This is a genomic window from Blastocatellia bacterium (assembly GCA_025054955.1).
In the GTDB taxonomy this organism is placed as follows: domain Bacteria; phylum Acidobacteriota; class Blastocatellia; order HR10; family J050; genus JANWZE01.
On the sequence record JANWZE010000035.1, the window covers coordinates 74,783 to 90,470 of the forward strand.

At 54.6% G+C, this 15,688-nt stretch carries 16 protein-coding genes; 2 read left to right on the top strand and 14 right to left on the bottom strand.

The genetic code is table 11. The features are described 5' to 3' along the window. Positions 1-24: 24 nt before the first annotated feature. Positions 25-711 (bottom strand): hypothetical protein, encoded by a 687-nt coding sequence (locus NZ823_04815; GenBank protein MCS6804451.1) that lies wholly within the window; start codon positions 709-711, stop codon positions 25-27. Between the two features lie 645 nt (positions 712-1,356). Between NZ823_04815 and NZ823_04820 the strand changes: the two genes are divergently transcribed. Together NZ823_04820 and NZ823_04825 are read left to right on the top strand one after the other, a co-directional pair. Further along, on the top strand, positions 1,357-1,647 hold the full coding sequence (locus NZ823_04820) for a hypothetical protein (protein MCS6804452.1): 291 nt from the start codon (positions 1,357-1,359) through the stop codon (positions 1,645-1,647). Continuing rightward, positions 1,644-2,039, top strand: a complete 396-nt coding sequence (locus tag NZ823_04825) for a DUF6516 family protein (protein MCS6804453.1) — start codon at positions 1,644-1,646, stop codon at positions 2,037-2,039. The genes NZ823_04820 and NZ823_04825 overlap by 4 nt, the downstream gene beginning before the upstream one ends. Before the next feature lie 72 nt (positions 2,040-2,111). Here NZ823_04825 and NZ823_04830 read toward each other — a convergent pair whose 3' ends face one another. From NZ823_04830 to NZ823_04890, 13 genes are all read right to left on the bottom strand, one after another. Continuing rightward, the gene (locus NZ823_04830; GenBank protein MCS6804454.1) at positions 2,112-2,588 is read right to left on the bottom strand and encodes a hypothetical protein; all 477 of its coding nucleotides are present in this window, start codon (positions 2,586-2,588) and stop codon (positions 2,112-2,114) included. Positions 2,589-2,628: 40 nt separating this feature from the next. After that, positions 2,629-2,955 (bottom strand): cytochrome C oxidase subunit IV family protein, encoded by a 327-nt coding sequence (locus tag NZ823_04835; GenBank protein MCS6804455.1) that lies wholly within the window; start codon positions 2,953-2,955, stop codon positions 2,629-2,631. Positions 2,956-2,964: 9 nt separating this feature from the next. Beyond that, entirely contained in the window at positions 2,965-3,633 is a 669-nt protein-coding gene (locus NZ823_04840) for a cytochrome c oxidase subunit 3 family protein (GenBank protein MCS6804456.1), read from the bottom strand. Beyond that, positions 3,626-5,284 (bottom strand): cytochrome c oxidase subunit I, encoded by a 1,659-nt coding sequence (gene ctaD / locus NZ823_04845; protein MCS6804457.1) that lies wholly within the window; start codon positions 5,282-5,284, stop codon positions 3,626-3,628. Before ctaD ends, NZ823_04840 begins: the two co-directional genes overlap by 8 nt. Positions 5,285-5,294: 10 nt before the next feature. Beyond that, a complete protein-coding gene (gene coxB / locus NZ823_04850; GenBank protein MCS6804458.1) occupies positions 5,295-6,257 on the bottom strand; it encodes a cytochrome c oxidase subunit II in 963 nt (320 codons plus the stop codon). Between the two features lie 216 nt (positions 6,258-6,473). Further along, positions 6,474-7,352 (bottom strand): SCO family protein, encoded by an 879-nt coding sequence (locus NZ823_04855; GenBank protein MCS6804459.1) that lies wholly within the window; start codon positions 7,350-7,352, stop codon positions 6,474-6,476. Positions 7,353-7,369: 17 nt separating this feature from the next. Continuing rightward, positions 7,370-7,840: a hypothetical protein gene (locus NZ823_04860; protein MCS6804460.1), complete on the bottom strand. Its 471-nt coding sequence runs from the start codon at positions 7,838-7,840 to the stop codon at positions 7,370-7,372. Continuing rightward, positions 7,833-9,032 carry a hypothetical protein gene (locus NZ823_04865; GenBank protein ID MCS6804461.1) on the bottom strand — a complete coding sequence of 400 codons (1,200 nt, stop codon included), beginning with the start codon at positions 9,030-9,032 and terminating at the stop codon, positions 7,833-7,835. The genes NZ823_04860 and NZ823_04865 overlap by 8 nt, the downstream gene beginning before the upstream one ends. After that, positions 9,029-9,607, bottom strand: coding sequence for a cytochrome c (locus tag NZ823_04870; GenBank protein ID MCS6804462.1), 579 nt, complete (start codon positions 9,605-9,607; stop codon positions 9,029-9,031). Before NZ823_04870 ends, NZ823_04865 begins: the two co-directional genes overlap by 4 nt. After that, entirely contained in the window at positions 9,597-10,136 is a 540-nt protein-coding gene (locus NZ823_04875; GenBank protein MCS6804463.1) for a DUF3341 domain-containing protein, read from the bottom strand. The genes NZ823_04870 and NZ823_04875 overlap by 11 nt, the downstream gene beginning before the upstream one ends. A gap of 211 nt (positions 10,137-10,347) precedes the next feature. Then, positions 10,348-11,787: a polysulfide reductase NrfD gene (nrfD, locus tag NZ823_04880; GenBank protein MCS6804464.1), complete on the bottom strand. Its 1,440-nt coding sequence runs from the start codon at positions 11,785-11,787 to the stop codon at positions 10,348-10,350. 8 nt (positions 11,788-11,795) lie between these two features. Further along, positions 11,796-14,876, bottom strand: a complete 3,081-nt coding sequence (locus tag NZ823_04885) for a TAT-variant-translocated molybdopterin oxidoreductase (GenBank protein ID MCS6804465.1) — start codon at positions 14,874-14,876, stop codon at positions 11,796-11,798. 108 nt (positions 14,877-14,984) lie between these two features. Next, complete coding sequence (locus tag NZ823_04890) at positions 14,985-15,638, bottom strand: cytochrome c family protein (protein ID MCS6804466.1); 654 nt, start codon at positions 15,636-15,638, stop codon at positions 14,985-14,987. Between the last annotated feature and the right edge of the window lie 50 nt (positions 15,639-15,688).

Consider the following 15,688-nt stretch of genomic DNA (forward strand, 5'->3'; position numbering starts at 1 on the left):
TATTTATTCCACCAGTTGAAGACACTATTGAACACCTTGGCCGTGTGACGTATCAGGCGCGTATACAGGCACGACCGGTTTATTTCGCGAGATAGATTTCCAGAGCGAATCATCCAGTGTGTCGAATTGTATCTGGACAGGCTCCTGGATAGACTCCAGGGTACCCATCGCGGATTGCTCCCGGCGGTATGTCTTTATAGGCTGTCCAATCTCTGGGGCAATGTAAACTTCGGAGTAACTGTTACCGTGTGAATAAGTCAGAACGTACGTCTTTATTCCGTTCACATAGACCACAGGATTCTCTTTTCGGAGCTCTGGCTGACGGGCCAGGTAGTTCTCATCTAGAGAGTAGTCCATCACTTTGAACGGCCTGGAGGTCGCCGGTTCATCGTTATCCATCCGAGCCTTGATCATCCGGCCATTTTCAGTATACATGTACTCGACTTTGCCATCAGCCCATGTACAACGCTCAACGTAATCGCCTGACTTCTTAATTGAGATTTCTCTTCGATAAGCTTCCCACTGCCGGTTTTCTCGGTCGCTTGTAATTTTGTAGCTCATGGCAAGGGTGAAGGTAACGTCGCGTCGTTTATGGACTGGTAGAGTCTCCTGGGATTTAACGCGGAGAGCCGCGGCAACTGCGCCACCGACAAGGCCGGTGAACACAATGACTGTCAAAATCAATTTTTTCTTGGATCGAATTTTTTCCATAATCACCTCCATGATCTCTCAGGTGACGATCTTGGTATTCTCAAGACCTACAGCCTGGGCAGGTGCCCCAATACTCAGAACAACACTTTGCTATAAACATCATCCGTCCGTCATAGCACCAACCAAAACCATTCCGGCAGGTTGAATCAAGTCTGTCGCCAGTGCAAGTACTGAGCACACACCAGCTAGTCTCTATGGAGCCCTCACAGCTTCTATAGTCACACTCACTGCGTGCGTGGGCTGTATAAAAAAGTGATACAAACCAGAACTGCTACTATCAAGCTTCGCATAATAAGCCTCCTTTTGTTCCGTCAAGCTCGACTAGGGTTTTCCACATTCAGGGGATAAGTTTACTAAAAACAATCCATATCGCAAGCGAACGCGTTCCGGTCACATATAGGAATTAGTTCCGATTCGCGCAGGCGCGTGGTCCTGCAACCAGCCACCACCTTCCTTCCAGCCAATCCCCGCCGATGTGTTCTTCAGACTCACCTTGAGCTTTGCACGCCTCGCACCGATCTCTCTGGTGAAAATCGGTCCCATCGGTGGTTCACCAGTTAGCTGTTCATACAGCCTCCTGCCTTGCTGACCTCCAAAAGGCCGTGCTATTCTGATGTTTGTCACATCGCAGTGAGGAACTAACCCGTGAGCCAACAAGTCGTCATCACCACCGATAGCCAGACCGAGATCAAACCGTTGATCGAATCGGCCATTCGAACTGAGCTGCGCATGTTGGAGCTCGGCTTGCAACGAACCTCCGAACGTCTCCGCCTGTTTGAAGAGCAATACCAGATGACCTCCGAAGAATTCGAGCAACGCTGGAATGCCGGCCATCTGCCCGAAAGCCTCGACTTCGTCGAATGGGCCGGTGAAATTCAAACGCATCGCCTGCTCCAAGCTCACCGACAAGCCCTTCAAGGAGTCCATCTCGATTGATCATTGAAGACTACTTTCACGAGATCGAGGCCCTCATTGCCCACGCGCCGGTTGTGCACTCCTCGCATCTGACATACGACAAACGCAGCACCTACCTTGGCTTCATCCGAGGAGCCATCTACTTCTTCGACAGCACCGTCCTGCATCTGCGCGAGTTTGCCAATGTCCAACATGGCGTTGAGCGTTATATGTATGCCTACCACTATCAGGGTGCCGATGGCACGCTCATCTTCCGCTACGATAATGCACCTCATTTTCCTGCGCTCTCCACCTTTCCCCATCATAAACATGACGGACATGAATACACAGTGGTGGCTGCTTCTCCACCTGACCTTCAAGCCGTGCTCAATGAGATTCAAGGCCTCATTGCTCCGCTCTTGCCTCGGCTCTGATCCTGTTCACAACCCGAGGATATGAACCGGCAAGGTGTGCAGCCACCAGGCTAAAGGCAATTGAAAATTGCTCTAGGAACGCGTCTCAGATTCGTCAGACGTGATTGCACTCTGGCCCGGCAGCTCGACGCCAGGATCACTCAACACCGCATAGGGTTTTGGTTCTGCCGCAGGTCCATAATCGCGCAGGCTGCGTAGGATCATACCGAAGCCGATGAAGATCAGGCTGATCATGGCAATCGTCACGAACAAGTTTGTCGGCATGAAGAAGAATCGCAGGTTGCTGATGACATTCAGCAACACAGCGCCGAGGCATCCAATCGTCAATAGCCAGCCAATGATGGATCGTCCGTTGAAGAACAAGAAGGCCACACCGATGCCCAGCGGTATTAAGATCAAACCGAAGTGCCCCACACCGAACAAAGTCCGAAAACTCGACATTACCGACACACGGCTCATGAACATGTAGAGCCCGGCGCCAGCCATCAGCACGCCGAGAAGGAACTGCCCGATGCCGCCACTAGTTCCGCCGGCGCCTCGAATCTTCATGATCGCTTCTCCTTGGTCAATCAACCGTGAGCTGCTTCATCTACCGTAGCAGCAAAATCAGCGACGCCCAGCCCTGTGGGTTGGGTTCCCAGTCGCGCGTCAAGACATCGCTCGCTGTTAAGGCGATCATAATGATGAGCCAGAAGAGCCCTGCTCCGACGAATACCATGTTGAGATGTTCACTATATCGCAGGTGCATGAAGTAAAGAACGACGAGCGTCGCTTTGATGATGGCAATGGTCAGCGCAATGTAGATATTGAGCAGGCCAAAATTGTAAAAGGCCACATCAACGGTGACCAACGTCAGTAGCAACAGAGTCACGAAAATGAGCAGATAAATTCGTTGCGAGACAACGTGTTTGGCCATAGCGCAACCTCAGTGACGACTGATCAGATACAGGAGCGGAAACAGGAAAATCCAGACAATATCAACGAAGTGCCAGTAGAGACCGACGATGTCCACCGGCGTGTAATACTCCTCAGAGAATCGGCCACGCCACGCCATGACGACGAGCACGGCGAGAATGCCGATGCCAACCACCATGTGCAAGGCGTGCATGCCGGTCATCGCGAAATAGAGCGAGAAAAAGAGCTGTACATGTTGCGGATTGATGCCGATCAAGTGCGGCTCATGCGCTGACAGCGCGAAGTGTGGTCCCGGCACGAGATGGTGTTCGAACTTATCTCCATACTCGACCACTTTGACGCCAAGAAACACGGCGCCCAGCGCTATGGTCATCAACAAATAGTTGACCAAGGCGCGGCGTTGACCGAGCTGGGCGCTGCGAACGGCCAACGCCATCGTGAGGCTGCTACAAATCAGCACAGCCGTGTTCAGCGCGCCAAGTTTATAATCGAGCAGGCGGCTGGCTGCCTCGAAGGCTTGCGGATATTGCAGACGATAGATCGAGTAGGCCAGGAACAGCCCACCAAAAAACAGAATCTCTTGAACCAGAAAGACCCACATCCCCAGCGTGGATGCTTCAAATTGCTGGTCAAGGTCATCAAACTGATGGGCAAGGGCAGAAGCGTGTTCGTTAGACAACGGCCACCTCCTCAGGCTTTGGCGTGTAATCGTATGGTTCGTGTGTCACGATCGGCTGTTTCTCAAAATTTTCAGTCGGCGGCGGCGATGACGTTTCCCACTCCAGACCATGCGCGCCCCAGGGGTTTTGCGCCGACGCCTTGCCGTATCGGAGCGACCAGACGAAATAGACCATCGGAATTAAATAGCCGACGCCCAGAATCGAAGCTCCCGCCGAGGACATCACATTCAGCACTTGGAACTCTTCAGGGTAGTAATGATACCGGCGCGGCATGCCCAGATAACCTAGAATGAACTGCGGCAAAAACGTCAGATTGAAGCCGACGAAGATCACCAGAGCAGCAAATCGGGCCCAGCCTTCGGGATAGATTTTGCCCGTCATCTTCGGCCACCAGTAATGCAGCCCACCCAAGTACCCCATGATCGTGCCGCCAACCATGATGTAGTGGAAATGCGCAACGACGAAGTAGGTATCATGCAGATGCACGTCAATGGCTGTCGTGGCCAGAAACAGGCCGGTGAGTCCCCCAATAGTGAATAACCCGATGAAGCCAAATGCATACAACATGGGGGCTTGATAGGAAATGGAGCCTTTGTAGAACGTCGCCGTCCAATTGAACACCTTGATGGCCGATGGAATGGCCACCAGCATGCTGAGCACCGAAAACACGAAGCCGCCATAGATGGATTGGCCGGAGGTGAACATGTGGTGTCCCCACACAAGAAAGCCCAGCACGGCAATGGCAATGCTGGAGCCGGCAATGAAGTGATACCCGAAGATGCGCTTGCGCGAGAAGCAGGTGATCAATTCGTTGATCACACCCATCGCCGGCAAGATCATGATATAGACAGCCGGATGCGAATAGAACCAGAACAGATGTTGAAACAACAACGGATCGCCGCCCAGTTTCGGATCGAAAATGCCAATGTGGAACAAGCGTTCGAGCGCGACCAGCACAATCGCAATCGCTACCACCGGCGTTCCCAAAATCTGGATGATGCTGGTGGCGTAATGTGCCCAGATAAACAGCGGCAGACGTGACCAGGTCAGCCCCGGCGCGCGCATCTTGTGAATGGTGACGATGAAATTCAACCCCGTGAGGATTGACGAGAAGCCAGCGACAAACGCGCCGAGCGCCGCCAGAATGACGTTGCTATTCGAGTAGGTGCTGCTGTAGGGCGTATAGAACGTCCACCCTGTATCCACGCCGCCGAAGATCACAGCGCCCATGCCCAACAGCCCGCCGATGGAGTAGATGTACCAACTCAGCAGGTTGATGCGGGGAAAGGCCAGGTCGCGCGCCCCGATCATCATCGGCACAAGGAAATTGCCAAGCACCGCCGGGATCGCCGGGATGAGGAAAAAGAAGATCATCAACACCCCGTGCATGGTGAACATCTTGTTGTATGTCTCCGACTGCATCAGATCACCAGGCGGCGTGATGAGCTCCAAGCGAATCAAGACGGCAAAGAATCCGCCAATGAAGAAGAAAAAGGTGACGGAAAGCAGATATAACAGAGCGATGCGCTTATGATCCTTGGTCAATAACCATGAGCCGATTCCGTAGGCGGCATTCAAGTAATGCACGCGCGGCGGAGCAGATGGCTCTCCACTTGATGATTGATCAACACCAACAACGTTCGTCTCCATGAAGAACTCCTTATTTTAATGACTTGATGTAGGCGATAAGCTGCATGATCTGCTGTTCGGTAACCTGTCCTTGAAAAGTCGGCATGGCCGGCTTGTAGCCCAATACGATCTTCGCCCTCGGCGCGAGAATGGACTCCCGGATGTAGGCCTCATCTACCCTCACTGTTTCGCCGGTCTCCAGCGTGACACGCTGGCCGAAGATGCCGATCAGGCTTGGTCCCATTCCAAGCGGACCGGCCATGTGACAAGTATGACAATTCAGTTGCCGGAACAGCTTCTGTCCCGCTTCAACAGGCGAAGCGGCAGCTATCTGATCGGTCGGCGCGGCCTCGGCTTGAGCGCCAACGCTGGCCAACCACTGTTGATAGTGCGCCGGCTCCATCGCAATGACCGAACCGCCCATCTGCGAATGCTTCGTTCCGCAATACTCGGCGCAGAACAGATGGTAGGTGCCCGGCTGCGTGGCTTCAAACCAAAGCGTCGTATAGCGTCCCGGCACCACATCTTTTTTGACGCGAAAGGCCGGTATGTACAAACTATGAATCACGTCTTCAGTCGCCATCGTCAGCCGGACGGGTCGCCCCGTTGGAATATGTAATGTGTTGATTTCGCGCTGACCGGTGGGATGCTGGAAATGCCACATCCACTGTTTGCCAATCACGGAGATTTCCAACGCGTTCTCCGGCACGCGATGATACATATCGAAGTAAATCGAAGCGCCCCACCCAAACATCGTCATCGCCAGGCAAAACGGGATGATTGACCACGTCAACTCCAACGCCAGCGATCCATGCACCGGCTTGGGCACCTCCGTTTCCGAACGACGACGGTACTTGATGGCAAAGAAGATCACCAGAAGGAATATCAGCGCGCCAAAGAAAATGCTGACGCCCGTAATGAAATAGTAGAGCATGTCCACGCGCTCAGCGAACGTGGACGCCTGCGGAGGTATCAATGGAAACTCTTCCCACATAACAATCTAAATCCCAAATCGGAAATCCGAAACAAATTCCAATGATCAAATCCGAAAGCCGAAACATGTTCCAATGACCAAATCCGAAAGCCGAAAGCCGTCGTTCCGTCACGTTTGGAACATTTGGATTTCGGATTTTGAGATTGTTTCGGATTTCGATATTCGGATTTCGGATTTCCCCCACATTCGGTTTCCCGCACATCAGGTTTCTGTTGATTAACGAACCTTCATCCGCCGCTCCCGACGGAACATCACGATCATAAACGTGCCGAGAATGACCAGTGTGCTCACCCCGGCCACGCGCACGATATTCATAATGACGGCTCCATATTTGCCAGTCTTCGGGTCATAGTGGAAGCAATACAGCAGCACGGCGTCAACAGGCGAACCGATCTTGCCTTCAGAGGCTTCCACCAAGCCCAGACGCACATCTCTCGGTCCATAATCTATCCCGTAAAAATAGCGTGACAGCCGACCTTGCGGTGTCAGGATCATAATCCCGCTGGCGTGCGCAAACTGCTCGGTCTCAGGGTCGTATTTGTAGCGAAATCCTACAGCCTGCGTCAGCGCTTTGATGGCCGGTTCATCGCCTGTGAGGAAATGCCATCCATCTGCTGCCCCTGCTCGTTCGTATGCTTCCATATAGCTCTTTTTCTTCTTCGCAGCCAGCTCCGGCGTTTCTCTTGGATCAAAGCTCACGGTGATGACCTGAAACTCATCGCCTACGTCAAATGACAATGCTCGGAAGGCTCGCAGCGCGCCGTTGAGCACCATCGTGCAGAGCATCGGGCATTCGTAATACGCCAAGATGAGCACGACCGGCTTGTCATTGAAGTATTGGCGCAGTTGAACACTCTTGCCGGTTTCATCACGGAATGTCAGATCAAGCGGAATCTGTTCATTCAATCGTTGATCAATGCCGACGTCGCGCAGCTCCGCCGGCTGCATCCCAGCGTTCAATTCCTGCGCCTGCGCTGTCAATGGTAACAAACCACAGGCAATGTACATGACGCCGATGGCTGACAGCACAGCAGAACCGACGTATCTCCGCCAGCTCTTGGTTGTTGCTGCCCCTGTTCCGGTGTGCAGTCTCATAGAACTTCCCTCAAAATCTAGCGTGTTGCTGAGCGGCTCGGCGCCTGCGCTGGGGGCGTGCCTTGCGCTTGTTGCACTTGATTTTCTGCTGCCTGATGGCTCTCTGCTCGTGTCGGCAATCCGCGTTCGGCGATCAACTCGATGGCTCGATCAATTGGGATGCGCACGATGCCGGCCTCTCGATTGACCCAGCCATAGGAATTGAGCTTTTCGCGTTCAGCGGCGAGCCATCGCTCAAGGTCGGCCTCCGGCGTCACTTGCAAACGAGGCTCCGGCGTCGGCGGCCGCTCACCAGCAAGCGGCGAAGGTGGTAGGGCTTTGCTTGCTTCGCGTGCCTGAAGACGGTCAAATGTCAACCACATCGCCAACAACGCAATCACAGTGAGAACGGCCAGGCCGATACCAAAGATGACCAATGGACGTATCTGCACATCAGTCGTCTCATGGGCATGACCATTCTGCTCACTCGAATGCAGATTCTTATCCATGATGCAACACCTTTGCGCCGTGCAACGATTCTTCCAGCCGCGGATCATACAGCGGCAGCAACGGCCTCTCCTTCAGTTGCCAGAAGAATAAACCGAGCCATAATCCGCCGAGGCCAACGAACGTCGTCACATCAAGCCAGTGCACATGGAGGCCGACTGCCTCGCCATGAGAGAACGCGGGCGTCACCATCCAGAACAGATCAACCCATCGCATGAACAACATGGCCAGCGACAATAGCGCAATCCGCGGCGCAACGCGCTTGGTCACCCGCAACAACAAGAGGAAGAATGGCACAACAAAATGGAAGAGGATCAATGCCCCTGCGACGGCTTTCCAGCCGCCCTGCGTCCGTCGCAAGTACCAGGGTATTTCTTCAGGTAGATTCGCCGACCAGATAATCAGGAATTGGGAAAACGCCACGTACGCCCACAACATAACAAACGTCAACAGCAAATTGCCCAGGTCATGGAACTGCTGAACCTCAACGACGCCAACCAGCGGCGGACGACGCCACAGGCGTGACAACAGCAGAATCATGAAAGCAAGCGTTGTCAGTCCCTGGCCGATCATAAAGATGATGCCGTAGATTGTCGAATACCAGTGCGGTTCCAATGACATCACCCAATCCACCGAGGCAAAGGTGACCGTGGCGCCAAACAGCAACAAGCCCGGTCCGCTCATATCCTGAATGCGGCGAGTTAACGACGGATCATGCGTTCGATCCTGCTCGAATGACCATTTATTGAGCAGATAGGACCACCCGATCCACACGATGAAGTAGATGGCCGCGCGCGCCAGAAAGAACGGCACGTTCAAATAGCTGCTCTTATGGCGTAGGACTTCGTCTTTGGCCACTACATCCGCATGCGTCCATTCATACAGATGAGCAAGGCCCAATACGATCGGCAAAAACAACAACGCCATCGGCAAAAACGTCCGCGTCGCTGCTTCCATCATCCGTCGAATCGCGAATCCCCAGCCGCCGCCCACCAGGTGATGCAACATCAACAGGGCGAAGCTCCCCAGCGGCAGGCTGATCCAGTACAGATAGGCGACCAGATACGAGCGAAAGAACTGCGGCGTATCGAAGAAAAGTCCTATGACGCTGAGCGCGAGCGCCACACCTCCCACGATGAGCGCCTGCCGTTGCACACGCTCGAACGTTGGCTTGAGTGCTTCGACCTCTCTCATTTTGTCGCCTCCAACCGTTGCCGTTGATCGGGCGGCACGTCATTCAGTGTGGCATGCTGACTCAATTGCAAGGCGCGAATGTATGCGGCAATCGCCCACCGATCTTCCGGCGTGATGCGCGAGGCGTATGAATACATCGCCCCAATGCCGTTCGTTATCACACCGAAGAAATAGCCTGCCGGCTGCCGACGTAATCGCTCTTCGTGAAGCGATGGCGGCTGCTTGAAGCCGCGTTGAACAATCATGCCTCGGCCTTCGCCATCCTGACCGTGACAGACCGAGCAATAAATCGTGTATCGCTCGCGCCCACGCTCCAGCAAAGCCCGGTTAACCGGCATAGGAAATTGATCAACGAACTGACCGCTGATCTTGCCGGTATACAGAAGCTCGTCCGTTTTCAAATGACCACGCGCCACCGTCCCTTCAACCAGGGGACGAGCCGAGCGCCCATCCTCGAAGAACGTGCTACCGGCGAGCGGTTTATATTTGGGCTGATCGTGCATGTCCTGACGACACGCCGACACCACAAAGCAGAGAAGGATGATGCAACCAATGAAGACCAATTCAGATTTCAACTTCAGAGACCCTCCCAGCGCCAAGGCTCTGCAGGAACTTCCTGGTCGCCTCTAGATCGAATTTCGGATCACGCGATTCAATGCACAAAAAGAAACGATCACGGCTGGCTCGCGTAAACTCCGGCACATTGAACACCGGATGATACGGTTGCGGCAGTCCATTCAAAGCCAACATGCCAAGGACCGCCGCGAATGCCGCTAACAAAATAGTCGTCTCAAATGCGATCGGAATGAATGCCGGCCAACTGTGATGTGGTCGTCCTCCAACGTTGAGCGGGTAATCAATCACCTCGGTGAAGTAAAAGAGCGAATAACCGCCGATGCAGCCGAGCAACCCGCCAATCAGAACGATCAGCGGCAACCTGTTCTTATGAAACCCAATTGCTTCGGCCAGCCCTTCAACGGGAAACGGCGAGTAGGCGTCCATCCGCCGGTAGCCTTCTTGATAAGCGCGGCGCGCCGCTGCCAACAGATGGTCGGGCGCCTCAAACTCGGCCATGAGGCCATAGATTGGAGCGTTCTTGCTCATTGCTCATTCACCATTGGCATTGCGCCAATCTTGGAATCGCCCTGAACATGTGACGCAGGCGTACCCGCCCGTGCCCCCGTTTTCATTCTTCGTGGCGTGCCATAGCATAGGGCGATTCCCTTGAGAATGTGGCACAGGCGTTCCCGCCTGTGCTCCGTTTTCATCGTTTCTGGGTCTCATCCCGAACGACATGAACAACTCCTCAGCCAACTCAGTCTGCCACAGCCGGGCTCGGTTCCAAGCCATGCCCGCCGGCCTTTTTCTCAACCAACTCTCGCATTTCAAAGATCGAGATCACCGGCAGCAAACGAACAAATAGGAACATCAGCATCAGGAACAATCCGATCGTCCCGATAAACGTCATCCAGTCAAATTGCGTCGGGTAATACATGCCCCACGATGATGGAAGAAAATCACGATGCAAACTGGTGACGATGATGACGAAGCGTTCTAACCACATGCCAACGTTGACAAACATTGCAATAACCCACAAGGCCAGCACGCTATGTCGAAAGCGACGCAGCCAGAGCAATTGCGGCACGACAACGTTACAGATCATCAGCGCCCAGTAGATGGCTGCATACGGCCCGCGCAAACGATTCGTAATCATGTACTGTTCATACTGATTCCCGCTATACCAGGCCATGAAGGTTTCCATCATGTAGCCATAGGCGACGATCAAACCGGTGGCCAGCATCACCTTGCCCATGTTGCGCAGGTGGCGCATCGTGATGAAATCTTCCAGTCCGTAGACCATGCGCAGCGGAATGGCCAGCGTCAGCACCATAGCAAACCCAGCGTAGATCGCTCCAGCCACGAAATACGGCGGGAAGATCGTCGCGTGCCAACCGGGAATCAGCGAAACAGCGAAATCGAAACTGACGATGGTATGCACTGATAACACCAGCGGCGTGGCCAATCCGGCCAGCAGCAGATAAGCTGTCTGGTAACGATGCCAATGTCGCGCTGAGCCGCGCCAACCCATAGCAAAGAAACCATAGACAATCTTGACGAATCGGCTCTTGGCGCGATCGCGCATTGTGGCAAAGTCTGGGATCAGGCCAACGAACCAGAATAGAAATGAGACCGTCGCATAGGTTGTCACGGCGAACACGTCCCAGAGCAGCGGACTGCGCGGTTGCGGCCACATGCCCATTGTATTGGGATAGGGGAATAACCAATAGGCCAACCACGGTCGCCCGGTATGAACCAGCGGAAAGATGCCGGCGCACGCCACAGCAAACAAGGTCATCGCTTCAGCGAATCGGTTGATCGAGGTGCGCCACTCTTGACGCAACAGGAGCAAGATGGCTGAAATCAATGTGCCGGCGTGGCCGATGCCGATCCACCAGACGAAATTGATAATATCAAATCCCCAACCCACCGGATTGTTGATGCCCCAAATGCCGACCCCGATGGCGAACAATGTCCCCAGCGCGTACAACAACGCCATCACCAACAAGAACGAAAGGGCGAAACCGATATACCACGCGCGCGGTGTTTTCCGAGTCAGGACGAGGGCGCTGATCTTATCGGTCACTGACCCAAACGTATGGCCGGCACCGAGAATAGAGGATGGACGAGAACGTATAGCCGCCGCTTCGGAGGGGTGAATGCTATGAATGGATCGCTCGCTCGTTTCTGTAGACATACGCTTGGTTATCCTTGAGACTCACTCGCCTCCAGTTGCGGATTCGGATTCCGCAATCGAGCTAGATAGGTGGTGCGTGGTCGCGTGTTGAGTTCGGCCAGCAGGCCATAATGCCGCGACTGAGCGCGCTGCTTGGAGATGCGGCTGCCCGGATCATTGATGTCGCCAAACACGATGGCCTGCGTTGGGCAGACCTGCTGGCAGGCCGTCATGATCTCGCCGTCGCGAATGGGGCGGTCTTGTTTTTTCGCCTCAATGCGGGCAGCGGTAATCCGTTGCACGCAATACGTGCATTTCTCCATGACGCCCCGACTGCGCACCGTGACATCAGGATTGCGCTGCAACTTCAGCGTCGGCGTCTCCCAGTCAGAGTACAGCAGGAAATTAAATCGTCTCACTTTGTACGGGCAGTTATTAGCGCAGTAGCGCGTGCCGATGCAGCGATTGTAGACCATCTGATTCAATCCTTCGCGACTGTGATTGGTCGCATGCACCGGACAAACCACTTCACACGGAGCGTTCTCACATTGCATGCACATGACCGGTTGATTGTAGATTTTCGGATCGCTCCAATCGCCTTCATAATAACGGTCAATGCGAATCCAGTGCATCTCACGGCCGACGACCACCTGCTCTTTGCCGACAACCGCGATATTGTTCTCCGACTGGCACGCAATCACACAGGCATTGCATCCTGTACAAACATTCAAGTCAACGGCCAGGCCCCAGGCATTTCCTTCATACTGATATTCAGGATAGAGCGTCAGGTCGCGCGGCGGTTCATGGCCCATGTCTTTCACGAAGTCAGGGTTGTTGCGGTACTGCTCCAATGTGCCCACGCGAACCGGATGGCGGCCTTGCATACTATGATGATGTTGCGTCGAGGCGAGCTGATAGCGTTGTTCCAGCTTGATCACTTCCAAGCCGTCGCCGGCCCAGTAGGCATCGGAGCGACGCAGTTGATACGCATTGAAGCCCAGCCCTGTGCCGACGCGCCCGGCGCGTGTACGCCCATAACCCAGATGCACGGTTACTGACCGCTCCGGCAGGCCCGGCGTCAGCCAGACCGCTCCGCGCACGGAGCGATCTTTGAAGCGCAGTTCGACCACATCTTCGCTGTTGAGACTCAACCGCTCAGCCGTGTTCGGACTGACGAGCACGGCGTTATCCCACGTCAGCTTGGTTGCCGGCTTGGGCAATTCCTGAAGCCAGGCATTGTTGGCATAACGGCCATCCCAAATCGTTGGGTCAGGACGAAACACAACTTCCAGTGATGACGCATCAGGCTGAAGCGGCGGCGTAGGTGAGTTTCCAAGCTGTGATTTAATTTTGTTCAAATCGAGCGTCACGTTCTTAGGTGGCCGCGCCGTTCCAGCCACGACGCCATCATGCAACGCGGTTTGCCACCACTGCTCGAAATCGGCTGTCGGATTTTGTCGCCGCCAATACGCGCGGACAAGCTCATACCCCGAAGGGTCGAATTGACCTAATAATGCTGCCACCAGTTCAATCGGCGACCGACCTTGATAGAGCGGCGCAATCAATGGCTGAATCAAACTCACCGTGCCGTCGTAAGCGCGCGCGTCGCCCCATGATTCCAACTCGTGTGTTTGAGGCACATGCCAATGACATAGCTCGGAGGTCTCATCGTCGTAATAACCGAGATGAACGCGAAATCCTACTTTCTTCAACCGCTCGCCGAATTGGAAATCAGCAGGCGCGGTCAACACTGGATTGCCGCCAAGCATCACCAACAACTGCACACGACCGGCGTCCATGTCCGCCACCAGCTCGCGCAGCGATTCCAGATGATTCACCGGATTGGCTTCAATCGAATCGGTATAAACGACTGTCTTGCCGACATTGCCGAGCACGTCGTTCATCGCATGAGCCAGAGCATGCACCAGCGGCGGCTGCGACTCGCCGGCGAGCACCACGCTCGCGCCACGGTGAGCGGTCAAGTCTTGCGCCATCGCGTTGACCCATTGCTGGTGGCGCATCGGCAACTCGGGCGCTCCATCACTGATGATGCCCAGTCGGGCAGCGAGCGCACGGGCTATCGCTTCGATCTGGCTGGTCGAAACTGGCAACCGATGATCAGCCATCCCGCCGGCTAATGAAATCGAGGCTTCGAGCATATACAACCGATTCATGAATGGCCGCTGGTCACTCACGCGCCGTGCCTCAGCAAAATCGCGCGCATACCGCACAGAACCGGGGCAGTCCGAGAGAAAATCAGCATCCAGCGAGACGATCACTCGCGCCTGATCCAACCGATAGATGGTTTCGACCACCTGACCAAATGCCAGCTTGGCGCCTTCTTTGATGTTGTCTCGTCCGACCGGCTCATACTGATGCCATCGCGCCGCTGGATACTTGACCAATAACGATTGCAGCAAATCAGCCAATGTCGGCGAGGTGATCGTCTCCGTCAAAATGCGTAGGCCGGCCCCGCGCGTGTCGTTTTGCTTGGTGAGTTCCTGGCTGATGGCGGTGACAAATTCCGTCCATGAATTGATGTTTCCTGCATTGGAGACGACCGCCGAGCGATCAGGATCATAAAGCATCAGCACGGACGCTTGGGTGAACGCATCGGTTGCGCCCAGGCTACCAGGATGTTGGGGATTCCCTTCGACTTTCGTCGGTCGTCCCATGTGGCTCTCGACCAGCACGCCTGTGGCAACGCCGCCTTGCAGGATCGCTGTGGCATAGTAGAGCGGTTTGCCCGGAATGATCTCCTCCGGCATTCGCGTATACGGGAAAATGCGTTCGGTCGGCTGTCGTGTGCAGGCGCTCGCGCTGGCCAGCGCCAACGACGCCCCCATCAGCTTGAGGAAACGGCGTCGGCTGACAGGATCAGACAGGTCTACGGCTGTTGCCTCGCGCGGAAATTCACTGTGCAGGAATTGGCGAAACTCCTCCGTGTCGGCCAATTCATCGAGGCTACGCCAAAAGGTTGGCCCCGGCTGGCTCTGCAAGCGTTGACGAAGCGAGGCCAAATCCAGATGAGGGATTGCGGATTGAAAATCGTCACGCACAATCCCCGATCGCTCTGTGCTCACACTCGTGCTTTGCTTCTCCTGTTTCATCTCACGATCCTTGATGTCTTTGGCTGCTCGCGCCTCGCTCCCTTCATCGGTGACACAAGCCAGAGGGTAGGCGCTCCTGCGATAACAGCGCCTCGCGTCTCGTCTCCTTCATCGGTGACACACGGAACAATCGGTGAGTTTCTGAATGTTGTATTCTTTGACGAGCTTCTGGCCGATGGCCAACTGATCGCCGTTGGGTGGTTGCCACGTTGAATTGAACACCTGATCCCGTGGGCGCACAAATTTTTCCGGCTCGCGATGGCATTGCAAGCACCACTCCATGTTCAGTGTGTTCACCTGCCACATGAGCGCCATCTGTTCTACTTGGCCATGACAGGTCACGCATCCAATGCCCTTTTTCAGATGTATGCTATGGTTGAAATAGACAAACTCCGGCAAATCATGAACCCGAACCCACGGCAGCGGCTTGCCGGTGCGCCAGCTCTCTCGCACGGGTTGTAACATCGGGCTGTTGGCGTGAATCTGCGAATGGCAGGTCATGCACGTTTCCGTCGGCGGAATACCGGCGAAACTGCTCTGCTCCACTGATGTGTGACAATAGCGGCAATCAATCCCGAGCTGACCGACGTGATGCCGATGACTAAACGGCACAGGCTGTTCCCGGACCACATTCACTTGTGTGACATACGACGAGCGATTAATGGCCGAGGCGATCCAGCCGACTCCACCGATAATGAACACAGCGCCGAGAATACTGACCTTAGCAATAACGTTGGTGCTGCGATGAAAGATTTGCGCCATCTACACTCCTCAACACACGAACCCACCATACAATGAAACCGCTTGACCCC